Source organism: Pseudomonas sp. GD03842 (assembly GCF_029841165.1).
GTDB lineage: Bacteria > Pseudomonadota > Gammaproteobacteria > Pseudomonadales > Pseudomonadaceae > Aquipseudomonas.
In genome coordinates this window covers 212,601-232,747 of sequence record NZ_JAOCEA010000002.1, presented here as the reverse complement: position 1 = coordinate 232,747, position 20,147 = coordinate 212,601, and the positions used below count along the sequence as shown (strand labels likewise).

At 60.5% G+C, this 20,147-nt stretch carries 15 protein-coding genes and 1 other RNA gene; 3 read left to right on the top strand and 13 right to left on the bottom strand.

The window, feature by feature from the left end; genetic code table 11:
• The first annotated feature begins 46 nt into the window (after window positions 1-46).
• Complete coding sequence (locus tag N5D61_RS03580; RefSeq protein WP_279890864.1) at window positions 47-883, top strand: PhzF family phenazine biosynthesis protein; 837 nt, start codon at window positions 47-49, stop codon at window positions 881-883.
• Window positions 884-975: 92 nt separating this feature from the next.
• Here N5D61_RS03580 and N5D61_RS03575 read toward each other — a convergent pair whose 3' ends face one another.
• From N5D61_RS03575 to coaA, 5 genes are all read right to left on the bottom strand, one after another.
• On the bottom strand, window positions 976-1,260 hold the full coding sequence (locus N5D61_RS03575) for a hypothetical protein (RefSeq protein ID WP_279890862.1): 285 nt from the start codon (window positions 1,258-1,260) through the stop codon (window positions 976-978).
• Window positions 1,261-1,389: 129 nt separating this feature from the next.
• On the bottom strand, window positions 1,390-2,613 hold the full coding sequence (locus N5D61_RS03570; protein ID WP_279890860.1) for an MFS transporter: 1,224 nt from the start codon (window positions 2,611-2,613) through the stop codon (window positions 1,390-1,392).
• Window positions 2,614-2,659: 46 nt separating this feature from the next.
• Window positions 2,660-3,241: a helix-turn-helix domain containing protein gene (locus tag N5D61_RS03565; RefSeq protein WP_279890857.1), complete on the bottom strand. Its 582-nt coding sequence runs from the start codon at window positions 3,239-3,241 to the stop codon at window positions 2,660-2,662.
• 96 nt (window positions 3,242-3,337) lie between these two features.
• Window positions 3,338-3,706 carry a Rap1a/Tai family immunity protein gene (locus N5D61_RS03560; protein ID WP_279890855.1) on the bottom strand — a complete coding sequence of 123 codons (369 nt, stop codon included), beginning with the start codon at window positions 3,704-3,706 and terminating at the stop codon, window positions 3,338-3,340.
• Entirely contained in the window at window positions 3,706-4,632 is a 927-nt protein-coding gene (gene coaA, locus N5D61_RS03555; RefSeq protein ID WP_108238446.1) for a type I pantothenate kinase, read from the bottom strand. The genes N5D61_RS03560 and coaA overlap by 1 nt, the downstream gene beginning before the upstream one ends.
• Window positions 4,633-4,990: 358 nt before the next feature.
• Here coaA and N5D61_RS03550 point away from each other — a divergent pair, with 358 nt between their 5' ends.
• Complete coding sequence (locus N5D61_RS03550) at window positions 4,991-6,322, top strand: hypothetical protein (RefSeq protein ID WP_279890851.1); 1,332 nt, start codon at window positions 4,991-4,993, stop codon at window positions 6,320-6,322.
• 115 nt (window positions 6,323-6,437) lie between these two features.
• On the top strand, window positions 6,438-6,644 hold the full coding sequence (locus N5D61_RS03545) for a hypothetical protein (RefSeq protein ID WP_108238448.1): 207 nt from the start codon (window positions 6,438-6,440) through the stop codon (window positions 6,642-6,644).
• An 8-nt stretch (window positions 6,645-6,652) separates the two neighbouring features.
• Here the strand turns inward: N5D61_RS03545 and N5D61_RS03540 are convergent, their stop codons facing one another.
• The 8 genes from N5D61_RS03540 to smc form a co-directional block, all read right to left on the bottom strand.
• Window positions 6,653-8,614, bottom strand: a complete 1,962-nt coding sequence (locus N5D61_RS03540; RefSeq protein WP_279890849.1) for a hypothetical protein — start codon at window positions 8,612-8,614, stop codon at window positions 6,653-6,655.
• A 6-nt stretch (window positions 8,615-8,620) separates the two neighbouring features.
• Window positions 8,621-9,028, bottom strand: a complete 408-nt coding sequence (locus N5D61_RS03535; protein ID WP_108238450.1) for a hypothetical protein — start codon at window positions 9,026-9,028, stop codon at window positions 8,621-8,623.
• Window positions 9,029-9,356: 328 nt separating this feature from the next.
• An RNA gene (gene ffs / locus N5D61_RS03530) (signal recognition particle sRNA small type) lies at window positions 9,357-9,453 on the bottom strand.
• Between the two features lie 144 nt (window positions 9,454-9,597).
• Window positions 9,598-11,403, bottom strand: a complete 1,806-nt coding sequence (locus tag N5D61_RS03525) for a GGDEF and EAL domain-containing protein (RefSeq protein WP_279890846.1) — start codon at window positions 11,401-11,403, stop codon at window positions 9,598-9,600.
• A gap of 165 nt (window positions 11,404-11,568) precedes the next feature.
• Entirely contained in the window at window positions 11,569-12,735 is a 1,167-nt protein-coding gene (locus tag N5D61_RS03520; protein WP_108238461.1) for a putative zinc-binding peptidase, read from the bottom strand.
• Window positions 12,736-12,944: 209 nt separating this feature from the next.
• Window positions 12,945-15,305 (bottom strand): NAD-dependent DNA ligase LigA, encoded by a 2,361-nt coding sequence (gene ligA / locus N5D61_RS03515; RefSeq protein WP_279890843.1) that lies wholly within the window; start codon window positions 15,303-15,305, stop codon window positions 12,945-12,947.
• A 101-nt stretch (window positions 15,306-15,406) separates the two neighbouring features.
• Window positions 15,407-16,264, bottom strand: coding sequence for a cell division protein ZipA (gene zipA / locus N5D61_RS03510; protein WP_108238463.1), 858 nt, complete (start codon window positions 16,262-16,264; stop codon window positions 15,407-15,409).
• Between the two features lie 392 nt (window positions 16,265-16,656).
• Entirely contained in the window at window positions 16,657-20,145 is a 3,489-nt protein-coding gene (gene smc / locus N5D61_RS03505; protein WP_279890841.1) for a chromosome segregation protein SMC, read from the bottom strand.
• Window positions 20,146-20,147 lie beyond the last annotated feature (2 nt).

Below are 20,147 nucleotides of genomic sequence, written 5' to 3'. Positions count from 1 at the left end.
GCTGCCTAGAGTGACCGCGCCCAACTGCACCATCAAGGAGAGTGCTATGCCGCAGACACTGAAGTTCCAGCAAGTCGACGTCTTTTCCAGCACGCCCACCGAAGGCAATCCGCTGGCGGTGGTCGGTGCTGCGGATGATATGACTGACGCGCAGATGGCCGCCTTCGCACGCTGGACCAACCTCAGCGAAACCACCTTTCTAATGCGTCCCACGCATCCGGACGCCGATTACCGCGTGCGCATCTTCACCACGACTCGGGAGCTGCCCTTCGCCGGGCATCCGACGCTGGGCAGTTGCTTCGTGTGGCTCGACAACGGTGGCGTACCCAAGGGGGAGGAAATCGTTCAGGAATGCGGCGCCGGGCTGGTAAGGATTCGCCGGGATGGCTCGCGCCTGGCGTTTTCCGCGCCGCCTCTGCTGCGCAGCGGGCCGGTGGAGACAGAAACGTTGCAAACCATCGCTGCGGGGTTACGCATCCCCGTCGAGCAGATCGTCGCCAGCCAATGGGCGGACAATGGGCCTGGCTGGGTGGCAGTCATGCTGGCCGACCGCGACGCGCTACTGGCGATTCGCCCCGACTACACGGCGTTCAAGGGCCTCAACGTCGGTGTGGTGGCCCCATGGACTGGAGCCGACAAGGAAGCCGATTTCGAGGTCCGCGCATTTACCGGCGACCTTGGCGCCGAAGACCCGGTCACAGGCAGCCTCAACGCCAGCCTCGCCCAATGGCTGATTCCCGCCGGTCTGGCGCCAAGCATCTACACCGCCCGGCAAGGCACGGCAATGGGGCATCGCGGGCGGATCAACATCAAACAGGTGGGTGAGCAGATCTGGATTGGCGGCGATGTGCAGCAATGCATTGAAGGTAAGTTGATGATTTAAAATATAACGGTCGATTCGTAACAGAGCGGGCACTTTAACCCGCTCTGTTTAAATTTAGTCATTTATTGTCTGGATCACTCACCACTTGGTAATTAATCGCCGTAATGATCATACTCATCTTCTAAGTCATCTTGAGATGACGGAGATTTCGACGCAACGAGATCGATAAGCTGTTTCACCGTTTGAGCCTTGAGATACTCATCATCGCCAATCGATATACCCATTTCCTTCTCCAAGTCCAACCGGATTTCAGCATGATCCAAATAATCAAGTTTCAAGTCCTCCATCAGTCTGGCTTCGGACTTTATTAACGTTCTATCAACGTTCTTGCCTTCCAGCCAATCGATCAACACCTTCTCAATATATTGCCTGTCCATAGCACACCTCTAAATTTAGTTTGAGCTCAGCAACTTCCAAAGTATAAAGAACAAGACAGATCGCATTAGATTTTTTCGCGATTAAAGATATAGCATCGCCCTATCGCCCTATGTGTCATTCCACTACGATCAAACTTTGGAAAGTGTGGCGCTGGTCGCGCGTTGAAAGGCCTGTGACTCGCAAGGCAGTCGCATCGTTAGCAACGCCAACAACACCGCCACGACGCCAATCGCCACGTACACGCCAACGAATGAGCCATTGGCGCTGGCCAGCCAGCCGCCGCAAAAGTTGCCGATCATCCCGCCCACGCCCTGCATGATGTTGGCCACGCCGAACAGCGTCACGGCAAGCGCCGCGCTGCTGGCCATCTTCGAGACGTAGGCGGGAATAAGGCCGAAGATCGGGTAGAACGCCACCGCGAACAGCACGCCCGCGACCAGCGGCCAGTAACCGACCGGGTGCACGACGAGGACCAGCGCAGCCAGTGCGACGCAGACATAAACCAGTATCATCGTCAACCGCAAGCCGATGCGGTCTGACAGCCAGCCCACAGAAAGGCCGGCGAACATGCCAACGAAGCCGATACTCGCCCAGATCTGCGCGGTGTAGGCCACGTCAAAATTCAGCTCCGTCCGCAGGTAGGACGACAAGTAATTCTGAAACGGAAAAGTCGAAAAGCCGAGCAGGAAGTTCATCGCCCACACCGTCAGCACCCAAGGCTGCATCAGCGAGGAAACGCCGATACGTTTCGCAGGAACATTCGCGGCCGCTGCTTCGGGTTCGCGCGTGAACAACTCGGCTTTCCTGAAAACCAACAAGACCGCAACAGCCAGCAGCATCGTAATGACGCCAACGATCCACCACACCGTCCGCCACTCCCCTCCAGGTGCGTAAATCGGCACCAGCAGGCTATTGATGAACACGCCATAGCTGGTGCCACTGGACACCAGCCCCATGGCCATGCCGCGGTACTTGAACGCAACCGAACGGGCGATCACAGCCATCATTGGCACGAATACCGACGCGGCAGTCCCTGCCAGCACCGTCAGCAAAGCGCCGATGAGAATCACATTGTGCGCCTGGGACAACCCCAGCAACGCGAGCGCGCACACCACGCCAGATCCGAAAATAACCCAGCCACCACCCACCCGCGCAGTCAACCAGGCCGCCAGCAACGCACTGACCATGTAGCCAAACTGGCCTGCCGCCGTGATGCTGCCCACGTAGGAAATGTCGAAACCCAGGCTGGCGCGCATGTCAGGCACCAGTTGAGAGAAGAGGTAGATACCGAAGCCGAATGTCGCGGCCACCAAGCCGGTGAGCAACATCACAATCAACGCATTGATACGCATCGTCAGCATCCTTTCGTCAATGAGAGGGGAACGTCACCTTGAAGGATCAAGCCGTGGGTTGAGCGGCCTCGATCAGTTCGGCGGCGAGGTCTTTGGCCAGTAGAAAAACGCTGTCGTCGTTTTCCAGCGCCCCTGTCAGAAATGCGCCTTCCAATAGCAAGAAGAGTCGCCGAACCAGCACGTCAGGACGTTTGAGCCCGGCCATCACCGCCAGGTCGAGCAGGTGCTGCTTCACCCCGGTTTTGTGCCGCTCCACTGCCAGACGCACCGGGTGGTTACGGTCAGGGAACTCGGCAGCGGAATTCACGTAAGGGCAGCCCCGCAAGCCACCTTCGCGCAGCCACTGCCGATGCAGATCGAACAAGCCCAATAGCTTCTGCGCGGGAGACTCGCTGGCGGTCAGCGTTTGTTGTACAGCAGCCTCCCAGCGCTCATTGCGCTTGTCGAGGAACGCCACAATCAGCTCGTCCTTGGAGGCGAAATGCGCGTAAAGCGTCATCTTCGACATGCCCGCCGCCTCTGCCACCGCAGCAATGCCCGTGGCGTTGATGCCGTCTCGAAAGAACAGCGTCGAGGCGGCATCGATCAGCCGCTGATGATTAGCGCCAGCGTCGCGGGACGTCGCCATGGTATGAACTTGATCAGTGACTGTACTGACCGGTAAGGATAGCCCCCGAAGACAGACGCGCAATGCTCGGCCTCGGCTTCCCGACGAAGAGCATATTCAGCGGCAGGGGAAAGCGTTTTTCAGGGCAGCGACCACCAGTACCGATTCGTTGAGGTGCAGACTTTCCGGATGCTCTTCCAGTGACTGAACGACGATGCGCATCGACTGCACCATGGGAATCCCGCCGTCGGGCACGCAAACGAATTTCGGTGTGCCATCCGCCTCATGGAGAATGTCCAGTGTATCGATGGTGGCCTGCAGCACGCCGACACAATGGCCGACACCCACCGGATTCTTCGCCATGCCGCCATTCATGCTGTTGATGCCGTCCTGGCACTCCAGCAGCAATTTGTTGCCATCGGCCAGAGCGGCGGTGCTGAAGCACAGGACCATGAGCACGAAGCCGCACAACGTGGACCGCATCATCAACGCAGCCACAGTTCCTTGACCGAGTGGTCTGCCGCCTTGCGCACCACCAGACTGGCACGCTCGCGGGTCGGCAGGATGTTTTCCAGCAGGTTCGGACGGTTGATCTCCCGCCAGATCTTGCGCGCGGCATCTGGCGATTTCTCCGGCGGCAGGTCGGCCAATTCACGGAAATAGGCGCCTCGCGCGCGGAAAGCAGTCCGTTGCAGCATGAGGAAGCGCTCGACGTACCAGCGCTCGATGTCGCCTTCGTCGGCATCCAGGTAAATCGAGAAATCGAAGAAGTCGGACACGATCGTCCCGGGCTTCTGGCCGTCGTTGCCTTCGGTTTGCAGCACGTTCAGGCCCTCGAAGATCAGGATGTCAGGCTGGCTGACCTCCAGAAACGTGTCCGGCACGATGTCGTAACTGATGTGGGAATAAACCGGGGCACTGATTTTGGCCACCCCCGCTTTCAGGTCCGAGAGAAACTTGACCATGCGCTTGCGATCGTAGCTTTCCGGAAAACCCTTGCGGTGCATGATGTCATCCGCCGCCAGCTTCGCGTTGGGATGCAGAAACCCGTCGGTGGTAATCAGGTCAACCCGAGGATGGTCGGGCCAACGCGCCATCAGCGCCTGGAGCACCCGAGCGAAGGTGCTTTTGCCCACCGCGACGCTGCCGGCCACCGCCACCACATAGGTCTGTTTTTTCGCCGGTCGGCCGAGGAATGTGTCCTTGATGCTGGCCAGATTGCGCGCAGCATTGACATGCAGGTTGATCAGGCGGGACAGCGGGAGGTAGATGTTGACGACATCTTCCAGGGAAATATCTTCGTTCACGCCTCGTAACGCCGCCAGGTCTTCTTCGGACAACGTCAGTGGCGTGCTGGCGCGCAGCCCCGCCCACTCCTTGCTGGTCATTACGAGATAGTCATCAGGCGCCATCTATAGCCTTCCAATCCAGGTGTCGGAATCGACAATGGTGCGAAGACTATCGTATTGACCCAAAAACCGGGCAGATTTCTTTGATTTCCCACGCTTTTATCGACGCGATGGCGTCGGGACTGGCCGATGCCCAAGGTGCCCGCCCGATTGCCCACAGATTCGCCATCGGGGACGGGACAGTTTCCAGATGTTGCCTACGGAGCGCGTGTCGGTCGGCCTACATCCAACCCTTCGGCCAGCCACGATCATGACGCTGGTCGTGACAGGTTATTTCCAATGTAGGCCGTGCGAATGCCGCCGCTCTACACCGCCGACGGCCTTGCCCTTATCGACCGATGAACACGGGATTGCCCTGGATATGCCGATCAAGCTGGAAATGAAAACCACCGACCCCGAGAAGATGGAGCTCGCCGTTCGCTACTGGGCGATGAGTGAAACCGGGGAGTTCGTGGAAAAAGTAGTGGATCTGGTGCCTTTTCGTGACATCGTCCACAGCGGCACGTTGGCCGCGCATGTGCGGGAATGGTGTCGCGCTTACGACGAAAACCTGACCTGCCCTGATTGCGGTGCCTGCCGGGAAGTGACCAGCCGCTCCGCCGTCAAGAGGTTTCCGCAAAAGTCCCCCCTCCCCTGTTCCGACTGCAGGACGATACGCGAGAGAGTGCAACGCGAGGCCCGCGCTGCCGAAACCGCCGCGCTGGAGGCTCAATTGAGCGCCTACATCGCTCAGTTACCTTCCACACCCATCGACTACCAACAACTGAGCGATGACCAAGCCTTGTTGCTGCTTGCGCTGAATGCCGCCCTGTCCCCGCGACTGGGCTCGGCAGCATTCTGCGTGAGTGATTGCAAAGCGATCGCCCCGTTGGACGTCAGCGTCTTCATCGACAGGCTGCGCAGCGCAGACGCAATCCGCGAAGCGCCGCTCGACGCTTCTCCAGGCACCTACTACCTGCAGGACGGTGAACTGTGGTTACAAAAGTCCTATGTCGCCTACCGCCTGGCTCCGGATATCCATTTCGGAGCAACCGACGAGGCTCTGTCGGTACTCATCGAACGGGAATATTCGGACACGTCCGCCCTGTTCGATCTCTGGCTGGACTTTGCCACGGCCGATGCCATGCGCTATTTCTTCGATAAGTGCACGGCGTTCAATCATGACGTGGATGTCGATCAGTTCAAGGAAATCAGAAGCACGCTGCGCGAAGCCCTGAAAACCTGGAGCGTGTCTCAAGTCTGGTTCGTGGCCTGGAAATGCGTGAAAGACGCCGCCAGCCTGGCGAGGCTGGTTTATTACTCCGAAGCCCGCGCCACGGCGACCCTCCCTGGGAAAATTCGCAGGGCCCTGGAAAAGGCAGAGAAAGACGAGACGAACATTCGCAAATGGGACCGCCCTGACCACCAGCCCTCGGGTACGCTGGGCATGCTGTTTACCGAGATGTTCGGCATCGATGAGGACACGCCTGGCAAAGAAGTCCTGAGCCGGCTCAAAGCCCTGCGCGCTGAGACATCAGCCGTCATCCAAACAACGCCCCAGGCTGAACCGGTGCGGCGTTGGCTGGGTGAGGCGTTGATCAACGACAACGGCCCGCAGATGCTGCGTGAGCTGGTCGAGCTGACCCGCGAAGGCCATGACATCGACCACGCCATCGGCCTTCTGCTCGCATCCTCTTCGGGATCGCACGCCTGAGAAAACGTCACCCCACGCGTGCGCCGAAAGAATCGCAGCGACGCAGCAAATAGATTGAACTCCCGCATCGCCTCTGGTGACGAATAGCCACTACTCACCAGCGGAGGCATTTTCGATGCGGCTCGAATCCTTGGCGTTGCGACTTCTGAATACCCTCACCGATGAGGTGGCGTCACGAGTTTCCCCGCTGGATTTCACCGCGCTGCTGTATCTCCGGGATCAGGGTTTTGCGCAAGTGTCGGTCGAAAATGGCTGTGTCGTGGCCGAGCGAACCCCCGCCGGCAAACGATTCGCCCATGACCGGGCTGGCCGACGCGCATGAACAGGGCGTCAATAGCCGTGGGATTCTCGGAATTTCTGGTAGTTGTGGTATTCGATCCATTCGACCACATCGTAGGGCACATAGAGCTGTCGAGTTGCCCTTGAAATAGCGATGTAGACCGCACAGATGCGCTGATCGAAATCGTACGCGTCCTTGAATTTCACGTTGGTCAGCAGTTCCGGCGTGAGCAACACCTGCTCGAACTCCATGCCCCCCGCCTCCTCCGCGCGCATCAGGACACAGCGCTTGGACGGGTCGCCAGACAGGCGGCTCAAGCGCGTGACGTCGGCCATGTTGAAGCCCTGATCCAGGCGCTGCTCGACCCACAGGAAAGCTTCATCGAACCGATTCGCAGCACGCACCCGCTGCCAGTCGGTCATGTCGCTGAAATACGCGTGAAGCCCGAGCGCACTTCGCTCGGGCGCGTAGAAGTCCGGTTTGAACAGGCCGACGGCCGTGTTCATGAAGTGCTCGAAGTCCCGTTGCGACGCCGCATCCTGATAACCGAAGGCGCAGCGGGCGGCATGCAGCTCCACGGCCCACTTCATCATGTCCCAAGGCGACGCGGTCAGGATCACGCAGCCCTCGGGCGGCACGAAACCCTCGGGGTATTGCTCGATGCCGACATCTGCATCCCGCGCGCCCTCGAACGGCAACTTGCCCTTCTCCGAATGCTGATGGATCAACGGATTGACCAACCGCTCGACGTTACGCCCCGAACGCACCGAGTAGCTGATGTCGGTCTGGCGCACCCGGGGGCCGCGTTTGACCATCGCTCTCCCGGGGTGCTGGTACTCGTCACCCAACGTAATGAGCACCTGCTTGCCACGTTCGATGATTTGCAGCAATGCCGGGGCAATGTCCTGGCTTTCGTCGACCAGAACGTGACTGTAGCGATCAGGCATCGCACAACCGTTCAGGTTTGCCCGTTTCAACATCCACAACGCCTCGAATCCAGTCTGGCTCCCCCATTCGGGATGCCTGTCGAGGTAAACCCAGAGGCGACTGGCGTATTCGAGCAAGACCTGCTGCTCCAGCGGGCTGAGGGCCAGATTGAAATGCGGCAGGTGCTTGCCCGCCAGGCTGTGCTCCCAGGATTGGCAATAACACTCGAGCACTTTGAGGCACAGGTCCAGCGTGGCCTGGGGACCTTGATCGCGAAAGCCGAGAATGTTCAGGGTTTGCGCCAGCGCTTGCTTGCTCGGCACGCTCTCCGTCACGCGCTCGGGCTCAAAGCGCGGGCCATTGAGCAACGCTTGAGCGAAAGCCTTGAAAGTCGAGCCGGGGCCTTTGCCCTTGCCCTGCGCGCCTTTCAGCCGCTCGCGCAGCGCAGCGAGCTTGCCAGGCGTGCGCGCCAGCAGCAGCGTCCGCGCCGGAGGCAGACACTCCATCAGCACGCCCAGCAAATGACTCTTGCCGATTCCGGCATAACCCTGAACGTGCAGATCCTCGTCAAGATTGGCGCGAAACGTTCGGACCAGCTTGTCCTGCGCAGCGCTCAGCCAGCGCTCGTGATAGCGGGGCGTGATCAACCGCTCGCTGAATGGATCGTTCTGACGATGGTGGCGAGTCTTGTACTCAAGGTCCCACTGCCCATCCGCCAGCAGGTAATCCCTGGCCGCCACTTCTTCTTCCAGCAACAGCCGCAGATTGAGGCCCTTGATAGCGTTCAGGCCGAAATACAACTGGCGGGCGTCGAACAACCGCCGTGCCTCCGCCAACAACCCGCCTGCGGCAGCCCCTTGCGCCACCGACCAGGCGAGCAAACGCCCCAGCACCTTCTCGGCGGCAGCACAGGTCAGTTCGTTCTCCGACGCCTGCGCCAGGTTCTGGATCACCAGAACGGCCGCCAGTTCAGGCTCGCTCAGTGGGTCGAGCGCGTGCACGCCCTCGTTTTTCAGTCGCTCGCACGTTTCAGCGGTGACCGGCAGAAAGACCGGGCCTTGAAGCAGGAGATGTTCAGGTTGCATACAGCCTCAGGACTTCAAAGAAACGGAAGGCACGGTCAACTCGAATCGGTAGTCGCCCAGCGAGCCCGACATGCCGCCCGCTTGACGGCGCTGATCGCCACCGTCGATCTCCCGCTGTACTTCATGCACGGCCATGTCGAGCAACTTACGCAAATCGTCCAGGCTGCTCGCACACAGGCTCAGTTGCAGCGCGAAGCTCGCGTTTTCCGACGCAACCGGCAGCTCGCCCGGCCCACCGGCTTCCTGACGCGTCGACGCCGCCAGAATCGCTGCGTGCTCCTCGTCCATCAGGTCCAACAGACGCGACAACTCCAGCGTTTTCTCGGGCTGCGACTGCATCCGGTCCTTGATCTCCAGACGGCGCATCTGCCATTCGCGCAGCTTGGCACGGGTCAGGTTGTCGATCTCGTCCACGTGTGAAGTCTCTCGTTGGCGGGTGGGGATTATGCCACTGAACGGCACGCTTCGCCCTGACCCCGCCCTGCAGGGTATCGGTCGACGGTCAAGCGCGTGCTGCCCTGCAGGCCAATGTCGAACGAAGCGGTGGCGTGCAGCGATTGAACGTCGCAGCGAGGGTTGCCGTGCAAGGAACCACATTTTCGCCACGTTTGATCGTTGGCGAGCATGAGCCCGAGCCAACTGCGTGTTCTGACGTATGAATGCGCCAAACCCAGCGGTAAAGCACTGCCGAGTGACGTGATCAAAGAGAGGGCGGAAAAGCGGGATAAAAGAAAGGAGGCAACCCCACCAGCCACACCCCGGCACACAATGTTCCCGCTGTGGCTGCTCCCTTCCGGGCCTGACCAGGTTGACGGGTAATCGTTGCGGGGGGACCGATGGGGTCACCATAACGACACTCGCCAGTCGGCGAGCCGCGCCATTGTACCGGTCTGGCGCGAAGTTACAACCTTTGGCCTGGATAAAAATTCCGAGTCTGCTCAAGCACTTGAATTCAGTGGCTGTCGCCCGGCTGACGGACGCGCTCAGCGACCCAGCGCGCGCAGTTGCCTGACCTTGCTGTTGTGTTCGCCGTTGACCCAGTGTTCCAGCGCGCCAGCGGTCATCGGGCGCGCGATGAGGAAGCCCTGGACTTCGTGGCAGCCCAGTTGACAAAGGATTTCGTAGACGTCTTCGGTCTCGGCGCCTTCTGCCACGACGCGGTAACCCAGGCGGCGGGCAAGGTCGACGATGGCCTCGACCAGTCGACGATCTTTTTCGTTGGCGTCGACATTTTCCACCAGCGATTTATCGAGTTTGACGGTGGTCGCGGGCAGTTGGCGCAAATAGGTCCAGTTGCTGTACCCCGTACCGAAGTCATCGATGGCGATGTCGATGTTGAGCGCACGCAAGCGTTCGAGTTGCTCGCGCGTCAACGTCGGGTTGTCGCACAGCACGCTTTCGGTGAATTCCAGTTCGAAGCGACCCGGGTCCAGGCCACTGATGGCGAGTTGTTCGAACAGCGCATCGCTGAACTGCGAATTGGCCAGGTCAATGGCCGACACGTTCATCGCCACCTTGAACGCATAGCCCTGTCGCTGCCAGGCGCGCGCCTGCTCGACGGCATGGCGCAGCACCCACAGGCTCAGGCTGCGGATGAGCGCGGTCTTTTCGGCCAGGGGAATGAATTCAGCGGGGCTGATCGGCCCCAGCACGGGGTGCTGCCAGCGCAACAAAGCCTCGACGGTGACGATGCGCCCGGTGCTCACTTCGAGCCGTGGCTGGAATACCAGTGACAGTTGGTCCGGGCTGCGTACGGCGTCGGCCAGTGAAGCCAGCAGCAAAAACGCCCGCTGCTGGGCGAAGTCCAGATGCGGTTCGTACCAGCGCCAGCCTTGTGCCTTGCCTCGCGCCTCGTCAGCGGCGCCGACCACCAGCCGGATCCAGTCCTTCTCGTCACGGCATTCCAGGCCCAGCGGCAGCACGCCGATGCCCAGCTCCATCTGAATGGGGATGTTGCGACACACCAACGGCCGCTGAAAATGTTTGATGAGCCGGCGAAACAGCATTTCGGCGTGGTCGGGGCTGGTGTGTTGGGTCAGCAGCGCGATCCGAGTCGGACTGACCTTGTACAGCGCCGTGTCAGCGGGCAATTGCTCGCGACAAGCATCGACCATGCAGCGCACCAACTCCTGCGCGAAGCTGTAACCCAACGCCTTGATGAGGCTGTCGAGAAAGACGGGGTTGACCATGTCCAGCGCGACCAGGGCGTAATCGCCTCGATTGGCGAGGGCCAGAATGTCTTCCTCCAGCCGGAGGCGGTTGAACAGGCCAGTGGGCTGGTCGACGTAGCTGGCATTGCGCAGGTTGTTCAGGCGCTTCATCACCAATTGGCCGTACATTTCCAACATGGTGATGTCGCGCGCATCCAGGGGAGCACGGGGCTGGCTGTCGATCACGCAAAGTGTGCCGAGTGCCAAGCCGTCGGAAGTAACCAGCGGCACCCCCGCGTAGAAGCGGATGAAGGGTTCGCCCAGCACCATCGGGTTGTCCATGAAGCGCGGGTCATGGCGCGCATCAGGCACCTGAAGCACCTCGGCGGACAGAATGGAATAGGCGCAGAAGGAAATCTCGCGGGGGGTCTCTTTCTCGTCGAGCCCGGTGCCTGCGCGAAACCACTGTCGATGCTCGCTGACGATCGAAACCAGCGCAATCGGCGCGTTGAAATAAAGCGCCACCATGTCGACGATGTGATCGAGCACATCGTCGGACGCAGAGCTCAATAGCCCCATATGGGTGATCCTGGACAGCCGCGATGCCTCGTTGAACGGAATGGGTGCGCTGTCGGCCATAACTGCGGGTCCCTGCAAACTGCTTTCGCCAGTAGTATCAAAACGATATTGCTAGGAAAGTTAGCACCAGTTTCAGCGTCGTGCAGGCGTCGCCAGACCGGCGGTGATGACCGGCCTGCCGAAATAAAGTTGCAGCGCCCGCACAATCCATTCAAATGAATGAAATTACTGGACTTGCAACACCTCGTCTGCCTTCCCGCCTGCGCCCTGGATCACCAGATGAATGAAGTGCAGTTTGGTGATGACGTCAGGCGGCAGCACGAACGGATAGAAATCCGGTTGCCCCATCGATCGGGACAGCTCATTGAGCATGCCCGCCAGCTCGATCCAGGCATTGACGAAAGCCAGAAACGACGGACCGCCCGGATGCTGCGGATCGTAAAGGGTATGCAATTCGAAAGGCTGGTAGTCGAGGTCCATGTCACGGGCACTCATTCCCAAGCTCAGCGCCGTGTCGACCGCGTCCATCATATGCAGGTAGTGGGCCCAGGTTTCCGCCCAGTCTTCCCACGGGTGCATGGTGGCATAGGCGCTGACATAGTGCTGTTGCCAGTCGGCGGGGGCGCCCTGCTGGTAGTGGCGATCGAGCGCCTCGGCATAACTGGCGCGCTCGTCGCCGAACAGGTTGCGGAAGCCGTCCTGCCAGTAGGTACCCGCGATCAAGCGATCCCAGTAGTAGTGACCCACTTCATGACGGAAATGGCCGAGGAGCGTGCGATACGGTTCGTGCATCTGGACTCGAACCTTCTCACGGATGGCGTCGTCCGCCTCCTCGACATTAAGGGTGATCAGACCGTTAGCATGTCCGGTGGTGGGCAGATTGCCCTCCAGATCGACACCGAGAAATTCGAACGCCAGGCCCTTCTCCTCATCGACCGACTTCGGCACCACGGGCAGCCCCAGCGTGATCAGTTGCGCCACCAGCCGCCGCTTGGCGATTTCGATCTTGCGCCAGCGCTCGGGGTTCTCGGGCACGGACAGATCGGGGATGGTGCGATTCAGGCTGCACGCCACACAGAAGTCCCCGGCATCGTGCGCTGGAAACAGCCAGTTGCACGCTGCGGCGGTGTCCAGGTTGGCGCACCGGCGATAAAGCCCGGCCTGTGGATCATCGCTCAGGCGCCATGTGGCACTGTCCGGGCCAGGATCGAGCGCCGCGATCCGGCTCTGTTCCGGGAGGTAGCCCAACGCTGCCAGACAGGCCAGGCATTGGCTGTTGCGAAAGAATACCGATTGGCCACAACGGCATTGCCAGACTTTGCTGTTGCGCTTGCTGTCCCCGGCGAAAGGCGCCGCGATCCGCGTGCTGAGCTGCTCGAAGAACTGGAACATGGGGATCTCCTGATGGGGGGGCTGCAAGCTCTAGATCCTTCGCGCGGGCGGCGGTTCCATGGATTTTCAAAGGACGATTACCGACCTCCAGAAGCACAACAGCACGCCTTCGACGGGGCCTCTCACCCAGCCCCACCGCGGCGTTGGTCGGGGGCTACGGCATCGGGACGACCGGTCACGGTGAAGGCCAATCGCCGTAGAGGGGCCCTTCACTGGACCTCGACATTGTGCTGCTTCAAAAAGGCCACGAACGCGTCTTCATCCAGTACCTTCAAGCCCAGTTCATTGGCCTTCGTCAGTTTCGACCCCGCCCCCGGCCCGGCGACAACGGTGTGGGTCTTGGCAGATACCGAGCCGGAGACCTTGGCACCCAGGCTTTCGAGCTTTTCCTTGGCAACATCCCGGCTCATCAATTCCAGCGATCCAGTCAGTACCCAGGTCTGGCCTGCCAATGGCAAGCCCTCGACGACTTTTTTCTCACTCTGCCAGTGCATGCCGAAGTCTTTGAGCTGTTGCTCGATGCGCAGCGCGCGCTCTGCATTCTCCTTGCTGTCGAAGAAGGTTCGGACGGCCTGCGCCTGTTTTTCGGGCAGGGTCTGACGCATGTCGAGCCAGTCGGCCTTGATCACGCCCTCCAGGGTCGCGAATTTGTCGGCGAGCTTCTGTGCTGCCCCCGGGCCCACGGACGGAATGTTCAGTTTGTCCAGCATGCCGCCCAAGGTCGCGCTGGCCGCGAACTCGGCGCCCAGCTCACCGATGTCCTGCAATGCAATCCCGCACTTGCCCAGCAACGCGCCAATCACGTTCTGGTTGTGTTCATCTTCGAAAAAGCTGTGAATTTCGTGCGCTACTTCCAGGCCGATATCGGGAAGGTAAGTCAGGACTTCCGGGAGTGCCGCCTGGACGCGCTCCAACGAACCCAGGGACCGCGCCAGCACCTTGGCCGTCTCCTCGCCGACATCCGGGATGCCCAGCGCATAGATGAATCGCGCCAGCGTCGGTTGCCTGCTGTCCTCGATGGCTTTGAGCAATTTACGGGTCGAGACGTCGGCGAACCCTTCCAGTTCGATGATCTGCTCGTACTCGAGCGTGTAGAGGTCGGCGGGCGAACCGATCAGCTTTTCGTCCACTAGTTGTTCAATGGTCTTGTCGCCCAAGCCTTCGATGTCCATCGCCCGACGCGAGACGTAGTGGATGATCGCCTGTTTGAGCTGAGCACCGCAGGCCAGGCGGCCCACGCAACGGTAAACCGCACCCTCGCTCACCGTTTCCCTGCCCTTGCTGCGTTTGATCAACTGCGTGCGCTCGACCTGAGAGCCGCACACCGGGCATGCCTGCGGAATGTCCACTTTGCGCGCATCGGCCGGGCGGCGCTCGAGCACCACCTGCACCACCTGAGGGATCACGTCGCCCGCACGACGAATGATCACGGTATCGCCGATCATCAAGCCCAGCCGCGCCACTTCATCCATGTTGTGCAAGGTGGCATTGGCGACCGTGACACCGGCAACCTTGACCGGTTTCAAACGCGCCACCGGCGTCACCGCCCCCGTCCGACCGACCTGAAACTCGACGTCGAGCAATTCGGTCAGTTCTTCCATGGCCGGGAATTTGTGGGCAATCGCCCAGCGCGGCTCGCGGGCGCGAAAGCCCAGCTCGCGCTGCGAGGCAATGCTGTTGACCTTGAATACCACGCCATCGATCTCGTAAGGAAGCGACAGGCGACGCTCGCCAATATCATGGTAATAGGCCAGACAATCTTCGATGCCCTTGGCGATTTTCAGCTCCCGGCTGATGGGCATGCCCCACGCTTTCAGTTGGTTGAGGTTGCCTATGTGGGTGTCGGCGATGTCATGGGACACTTGGCCGATGCCGTAACAGCAGAACTCCAGCGGACGATTGGCGGTGATTTTCGAGTCCAACTGGCGCAGGCTGCCCGCGGCGGCGTTGCGTGGGTTGGCGAAGGTCTTGCCGCCGATTTCCAGTTGGCTGGCGTTCAGGCGCTCGAAGCCGGCCTTTGACATGAAGACTTCACCGCGCACTTCGAGCGTTTCGGGCCAACCCTGGCCGTGCAGCTTGAGGGGGATATTACGCACCGTGCGCACGTTGACGCTGATGTCTTCTCCGGTCGTGCCGTCGCCGCGAGTCGCGCCGCGCACCAGTGCGCCGTTCCGATAGAGCAGGCTGACGGCCAACCCATCGAGCTTGGGCTCACAGCTGTATTCCACCGCACCTGCGCCGCCGAACAGATCCCCCACCGGCAGATCCAGCCCTTCGCTGACGCGACGGTCGAATTCGCGCATATCGACCTCTTCGAACGCGTTACCCAGGCTGAGCATCGGAATTTCATGACGCACCTGGGTGAAGGCCGACAGCGCCGCGCTGCCGACACGCTGGGTGGGCGAATCAGGCGTGACCAGGTGCGGGTTTTCCGCTTCCAGCGCCTTGAGTTCGTGGAACAGGCGATCGTATTCAACGTCCGGAATGCTCGGCTCGTCGAGAACGTGATAGCGGTAGTTATGCAGATCCAGTTCGGCGCGCAGTTCAAGGATTCGTTGTTCGGCGTTCATAAAGGCATTCTCGGAAAGCAAAAGAGCAGCCGGGGCTGCTCATCTGGTATTGCATGACTTTGCAGGAGCGCGCTCCTACAAAGAAAATCTGCGGCGTTCGATCAGCGACGCTGGGTCAGCGCGCGGCGTTCGAATTCGACGATGCGCTGGCGATAATGCTCAATGGTCTGCGCGGTCATGACACTGCGCTGATCGTCCTTGAGCTCGCCATTCAATTCATGGGCCAGCTTGCGGGCGGCAGCAACCATGACATCGAACGCCTGCTTGGGATGGCGCGGGCCAGGCAAGCCCAGGAAAAAGCTGACGGCACGGGTGCTGAAGTGGTCGATGTCGTCCAGATCGAACACGCCGGGCTTGACCGCATTGGCCATAGAGAACAGTACTTCGCCGTTGCCCGCCATGCTTTCGTGACGGTGGAAGATGTCCATTTCGCCGAACCGCAGGCCGCTTTCCAGAATATTCTGTAACAACGCCGGCCCTTTGAAGCCGCTTTCATCGCGGGAAATCACGCTGATCACCAGCACCTCTTCCACCGGCACCTGATCTCTCTCTTCGGCGACACGCGGAGCGGCCTTGTCGTCAGGAAAGTCATCGTCGCGGGCACTGAACAGGCTTGGGCCGCCGGCCTCCAGGTTCAGATCGCCCTGCTGGGGCTCATCCTTGCGCTTGTTGCGCTTGCTTTCACGTTCGGGACGCTCAGGGCGTTCGCGGGCGGCACTCAAGGTGGGCAGGTCATGCTCGTCCAGCTGAGGCTCCTTCTGGGTTTCAAGAACCCGTGCAGGGCCCAGCACCTCGGCCGACGAGCTGTCGTCATCGTCTGGCAGGTTCGAGAAGCTGCGGTCCAGCCTGAATTTCAGCTTGCCTTTACCGCCCCTCATCCGGCGCCAGCCGTCAAAAAGAATACCGGCAATGACAATAATGCCGATGACGATCAGCCACTCTCGCAGACCGATTTCCATGTAATCCCGTGCCTCTACTGAAAATTCTGAAAATTAAGGGCTTAAACCCCTTTAAAACGTGGAGCCAACTCTCTGTTCTGAATGGCCTTTTACCCACGCAAACGAAAAAAGTGGACATTAAGCTAGCACGACCAAAGGCAACTTTACACCGTCAGTTACTTCGGGCATGTCGCATGCCTGTGTCAGGCAGTGCGCGTGTTTTCTGTACCGAGCCTTCAATGCCCCACTTTCCCCTTGTCAATTCGTCCGAACCCGAATGGGCCACCCGGTCAATGGGACAGCTCATCAATCTCGGGTACCGCTGTCAGCGGGCAGGCCGTGCCGTAATTCAATGCGATCCCACCGAGCATTCCTTCCGCCTTTCAGCGTCACTCCCATTCAGACCGGTTCAGCTATGCATCGACCAGCGCCATCGCCTCCTCTACGTCCACCGCCACGAGGCGGGAGCACCCCGGCTCATGCATGGTGACACCCATCAATTGATCGGCCATCTCCATGGCAATCTTGTTGTGAGTGATATAGATGAACTGCACAGTCTGCGACATCTCCTTGACCAATCGGGCATAGCGGCCCACGTTGGCATCGTCCAGTGGCGCATCGACTTCGTCGAGCATGCAGAACGGCGCCGGATTGAGTTTGAAAATGGCGAAGACCAGTGCCAGTGCGGTCAAGGCTTTCTCGCCACCGGACAGCAGATGAATCGTGCTGTTTTTCTTGCCGGGCGGACGCGCCATGATCGTCACCCCTGTATCGAGTAAATCTTCGCCCGTCAGTTCCAAATAAGCGCTGCCACCACCGAAAACTTTTGGAAAAAGTGCCTGAATCCCGCTGTTTATCTGATCGAAGGTCTCTTTGAAGCGATTACGCGTTTCCTTGTCGATCTTGCGGATCACGTTTTCCAGCGTGTCCAGCGCCTCGACCAGGTCGGCGTCCTGCGCGTCAAGGTAGCGTTTGCGCTCGGACTGCTGTTGATATTCCTCGATGGCCGCGAGGTTGATTGCACCAAGGCGCTGAATCCGCGCCGCAAGCCGTTCAAGCTCTTCCTCGGCATCCTTTTCGCTGACATCTGCATTCAAAGTCGCCAGCACGCCATTGAGATCGTAGCCGTCTTCGTGCAATTGCTCCTGTAACGTCTTGCGGCGCACGGTCAAGGATTGCCATTCCAGACGCTGCTGTTCCAGTTGCCCCCGCAACAGTTGCGACTGCTGCTCGGCCTGGGTCCGACGCTTTTCCGCCTCGCGCAGCTCGCGATCGGCGTCTTCCAGGGCATTTTTCGCAGTGCGCATTTCGTCGTCGACGATCATGCGCCTCTCCAGTAATTCTTCGAGTTTCAGGCGCAGCTCTTCAAGCGGCGCGGCGCCCTCTTCCAAGCCCAGGCTCAATTGCTCGCGACGCTCGGTCAGGCGCTCGGATTGCATCTCCAGACGCTCCAGTGCCTGGCGAGTCGAATCATGCTGGGCGCGCAGGGAGCTCAGGCGCACGGCCAATTGGTTGGCGTGGTCGCGGTGCTGTCGAGCTTCCTGGCGCACACGGTCCAACCGCTCACGCAGGCTGTCGCGCTGGGCCAGCAGCAGTTCGCGCTGTTCGGTGTCGAGGGCCATGCTGTCGAGAGCGTCTTGCAATTGCAGGCGCGACTCACCCAGGCTTTCCTGCTCGATCGCGCGCTGATCGCCAAGCTCGTTCAGCTCTTCATCCAGTCGGGTGCGGCGCAGTGTCAGTTGCTCGACCTTGGCCTTGGCCGCCGACAACTGCGCCTTGAGCTCACTTTGCTGCCGGGCTTCGTCTTGCAGGCGACGACGCAGTTGCTCCCGATTGTCTTCTTGCACGCGTTGCTGCTCGCGCAGCGCGAGCACCTGTTCTTCCAAGGCCTCCAGCGCCGCTTCGCGCGCTTCGCGGTCGGCCTCAAGGCGCTGCAATTCCTGCCCCCGGGCAAGCACTCCACTTTCGGCCTCGCTGGCACGGCGGATCCGCAGAAAGTCGCGCCCGACCCAGTAGCCGTCGCGGCTGATAAGGCTCTGCCCCGCTCCCAGCGTTCCTCGCGACGCCAACGCATCGTCGAGGGTCTCCACCGGCCGGACCTGCCCAAGCCAGTGGCTGAGGTCGATATCACTGTCGACCTTATCCATCAAACTGCCCGGCATGCGTGGTGCCTCGCCGCCAGCACTGACCAGCCGCAAATCCCCCTGACGGAATCCCGAGAGGTCCAGCCCCGCGAAGTCGTCCACCAGCACGGCATTGAGGTCAGCGCCCAGCACCGTTTCCACCGCCAGCTCCCAGCCGGCCTCGACGCGCAGACCTTCAGCCAGTCGGGGGCGTTCATGCAGATGATGGTCGCGCAGCCATTCGGCCGTACCTTTGCCGGGATCCAGCGCGGCCTGCTGCAGGGCTTCCAGCGAGGCCATTCGGCCGTTGAGCCGTTGCAGATCGCCCTGTGCCTGCTGCTGGGCCTGACTGGCCTGCTGCAGATCCAGGCGCAGTTGCTCGATCCTTTCGACCTCCTGCCCCTCTTCGGCCGTCAATTCGTCAAGCACCATCTCCCGGGCAGCCAGGTCCTCGCTGAGCTCAAGGATCGCTGCGTCTTCCGGGTCGGCCGCCAGCAGTTGGCGCTCTTCGGCCAGACGGCGCTGACGTTCGGCCAGACGCTCCATGCCGGTTTCCAGTTGCTGAATGCGCGCCTGCTGGACTTCGGCCTGGCGTCTCGGCTCGGCAGACGACAGGTTGAAGGCATCCCACTTCTCCTGCCAGCCGTGCATCGCGGCTTCGGCTTCTTCCAGGCTGGCTGCAGACTCTTCCGCTGCCGCAAGCGTCATTTCCTGCTCAGGCTCGAGCATTTCCAGCTCTTCGCCGAGGGTGGCAAGCAAGGTGCGGTCGTGCCCCAGATGGGACTCGGTTTCCTGCCGCGCCCGTTCGGCTTCGCGCAGGTCGTCCTGCAACTGACGCAACCGCTGCTGGCCATGCTGAATGCTTTGCTCATTGCGCGCGATGTCGCCGCCGACGGAGTAAAACCGGCCCTGCACTTGGTTGAAGCGCTCGGACAACTCGTGATGCCCGTCGCGCAGCCGCTCGATGGCCGCATCGGCGTTGCGTTGCTCGGCGACCAGCGCTTCGAAACTGATCTCCTGATTACCGATGACCGCTTCGCGCTGCGTCACCTGTTCATTCAGCGCTTGCCAGCGCAACGCCGACAGTTGAGCCTTCAACTGACGCTCTTCGGCCTTGTATTCCTGGTACTTCTCCGCGGCTTGGGCCTGGCGGTGCAGACGCTCAAGCTGGCGTTCGAGCTCCTCGCGCAGGTCAGTCAGGCGTGCGAGGTTTTCATGGGTGCGGCGAATGCGGTTCTCGGTTTCCCGCCGGCGCTCCTTGTACTTGGAGATGCCTGCCGCCTCTTCGATGAAGTTGCGCAAATCCTCCGGTTTGGCTTCGATCAGCTTGGAAATCATGCCCTGTTCGATGATCGAGTAGCTGCGCGGGCCAAGTCCGGTGCCGAGGAAGATATCGGTGATATCACGGCGACGGCATTTAGTGCCGTTAAGGTAGTAGGTGTTCTGACTGTCGCGGGTGACCTTGCGCCGAATGGAGATCTCCGCATAGGCCGCGTACTCACCGACCAGCGTGTTGTCCGAGTTGTCGAACACCAGCTCGATGCTGGCCTGGCTCACCGGTTTGCGGCTGGTGGAGCCGTTGAAGATGACGTCGGTCATCGATTCGCCGCGCAGGTTCTTCGCCGAGCTTTCGCCCATGACCCAGCGCACCGCGTCGATGATGTTGGATTTGCCGCATCCGTTGGGGCCGACCACGGCCGCCATGTTGCTGGGAAAGTTCACAGTCGTCGGGTCGACGAACGATTTGAACCCGGCCAGCCTGATGCACTTGAGGCGCATGA

Excerpts from the sequence above, each read along its gene's own strand:
- N5D61_RS03580 (WP_279890864.1), top strand. The coding sequence starts at position 47 with ATGCCGCAGACACTGAAGTTCCAGCAAGTCGACGTCTTTTCCAGCACG.
- N5D61_RS03575 (WP_279890862.1), bottom strand. The coding sequence starts at position 1,260 with ATGGACAGGCAATATATTGAGAAGGTGTTGATCGATTGGCTGGAAGGC.
- N5D61_RS03570 (WP_279890860.1), bottom strand. The coding sequence starts at position 2,613 with ATGCGTATCAATGCGTTGATTGTGATGTTGCTCACCGGCTTGGTGGCC.
- N5D61_RS03565 (WP_279890857.1), bottom strand. The coding sequence starts at position 3,241 with ATGGCGACGTCCCGCGACGCTGGCGCTAATCATCAGCGGCTGATCGAT.
- N5D61_RS03560 (WP_279890855.1), bottom strand. The coding sequence starts at position 3,706 with ATGATGCGGTCCACGTTGTGCGGCTTCGTGCTCATGGTCCTGTGCTTC.
- coaA (WP_108238446.1), bottom strand. The coding sequence starts at position 4,632 with ATGGCGCCTGATGACTATCTCGTAATGACCAGCAAGGAGTGGGCGGGG.
- N5D61_RS03550 (WP_279890851.1), top strand. The coding sequence starts at position 4,991 with ATGCCGATCAAGCTGGAAATGAAAACCACCGACCCCGAGAAGATGGAG.
- N5D61_RS03545 (WP_108238448.1), top strand. The coding sequence starts at position 6,438 with ATGCGGCTCGAATCCTTGGCGTTGCGACTTCTGAATACCCTCACCGAT.
- N5D61_RS03540 (WP_279890849.1), bottom strand. The coding sequence starts at position 8,614 with ATGCAACCTGAACATCTCCTGCTTCAAGGCCCGGTCTTTCTGCCGGTC.
- N5D61_RS03525 (WP_279890846.1), bottom strand. The coding sequence starts at position 11,403 with ATGGCCGACAGCGCACCCATTCCGTTCAACGAGGCATCGCGGCTGTCC.
- N5D61_RS03520 (WP_108238461.1), bottom strand. The coding sequence starts at position 12,735 with ATGTTCCAGTTCTTCGAGCAGCTCAGCACGCGGATCGCGGCGCCTTTC.
- ligA (WP_279890843.1), bottom strand. The coding sequence starts at position 15,305 with ATGAACGCCGAACAACGAATCCTTGAACTGCGCGCCGAACTGGATCTG.
- zipA (WP_108238463.1), bottom strand. The coding sequence starts at position 16,264 with ATGGAAATCGGTCTGCGAGAGTGGCTGATCGTCATCGGCATTATTGTC.
- smc (WP_279890841.1), bottom strand. The coding sequence starts at position 20,145 with ATGCGCCTCAAGTGCATCAGGCTGGCCGGGTTCAAATCGTTCGTCGAC.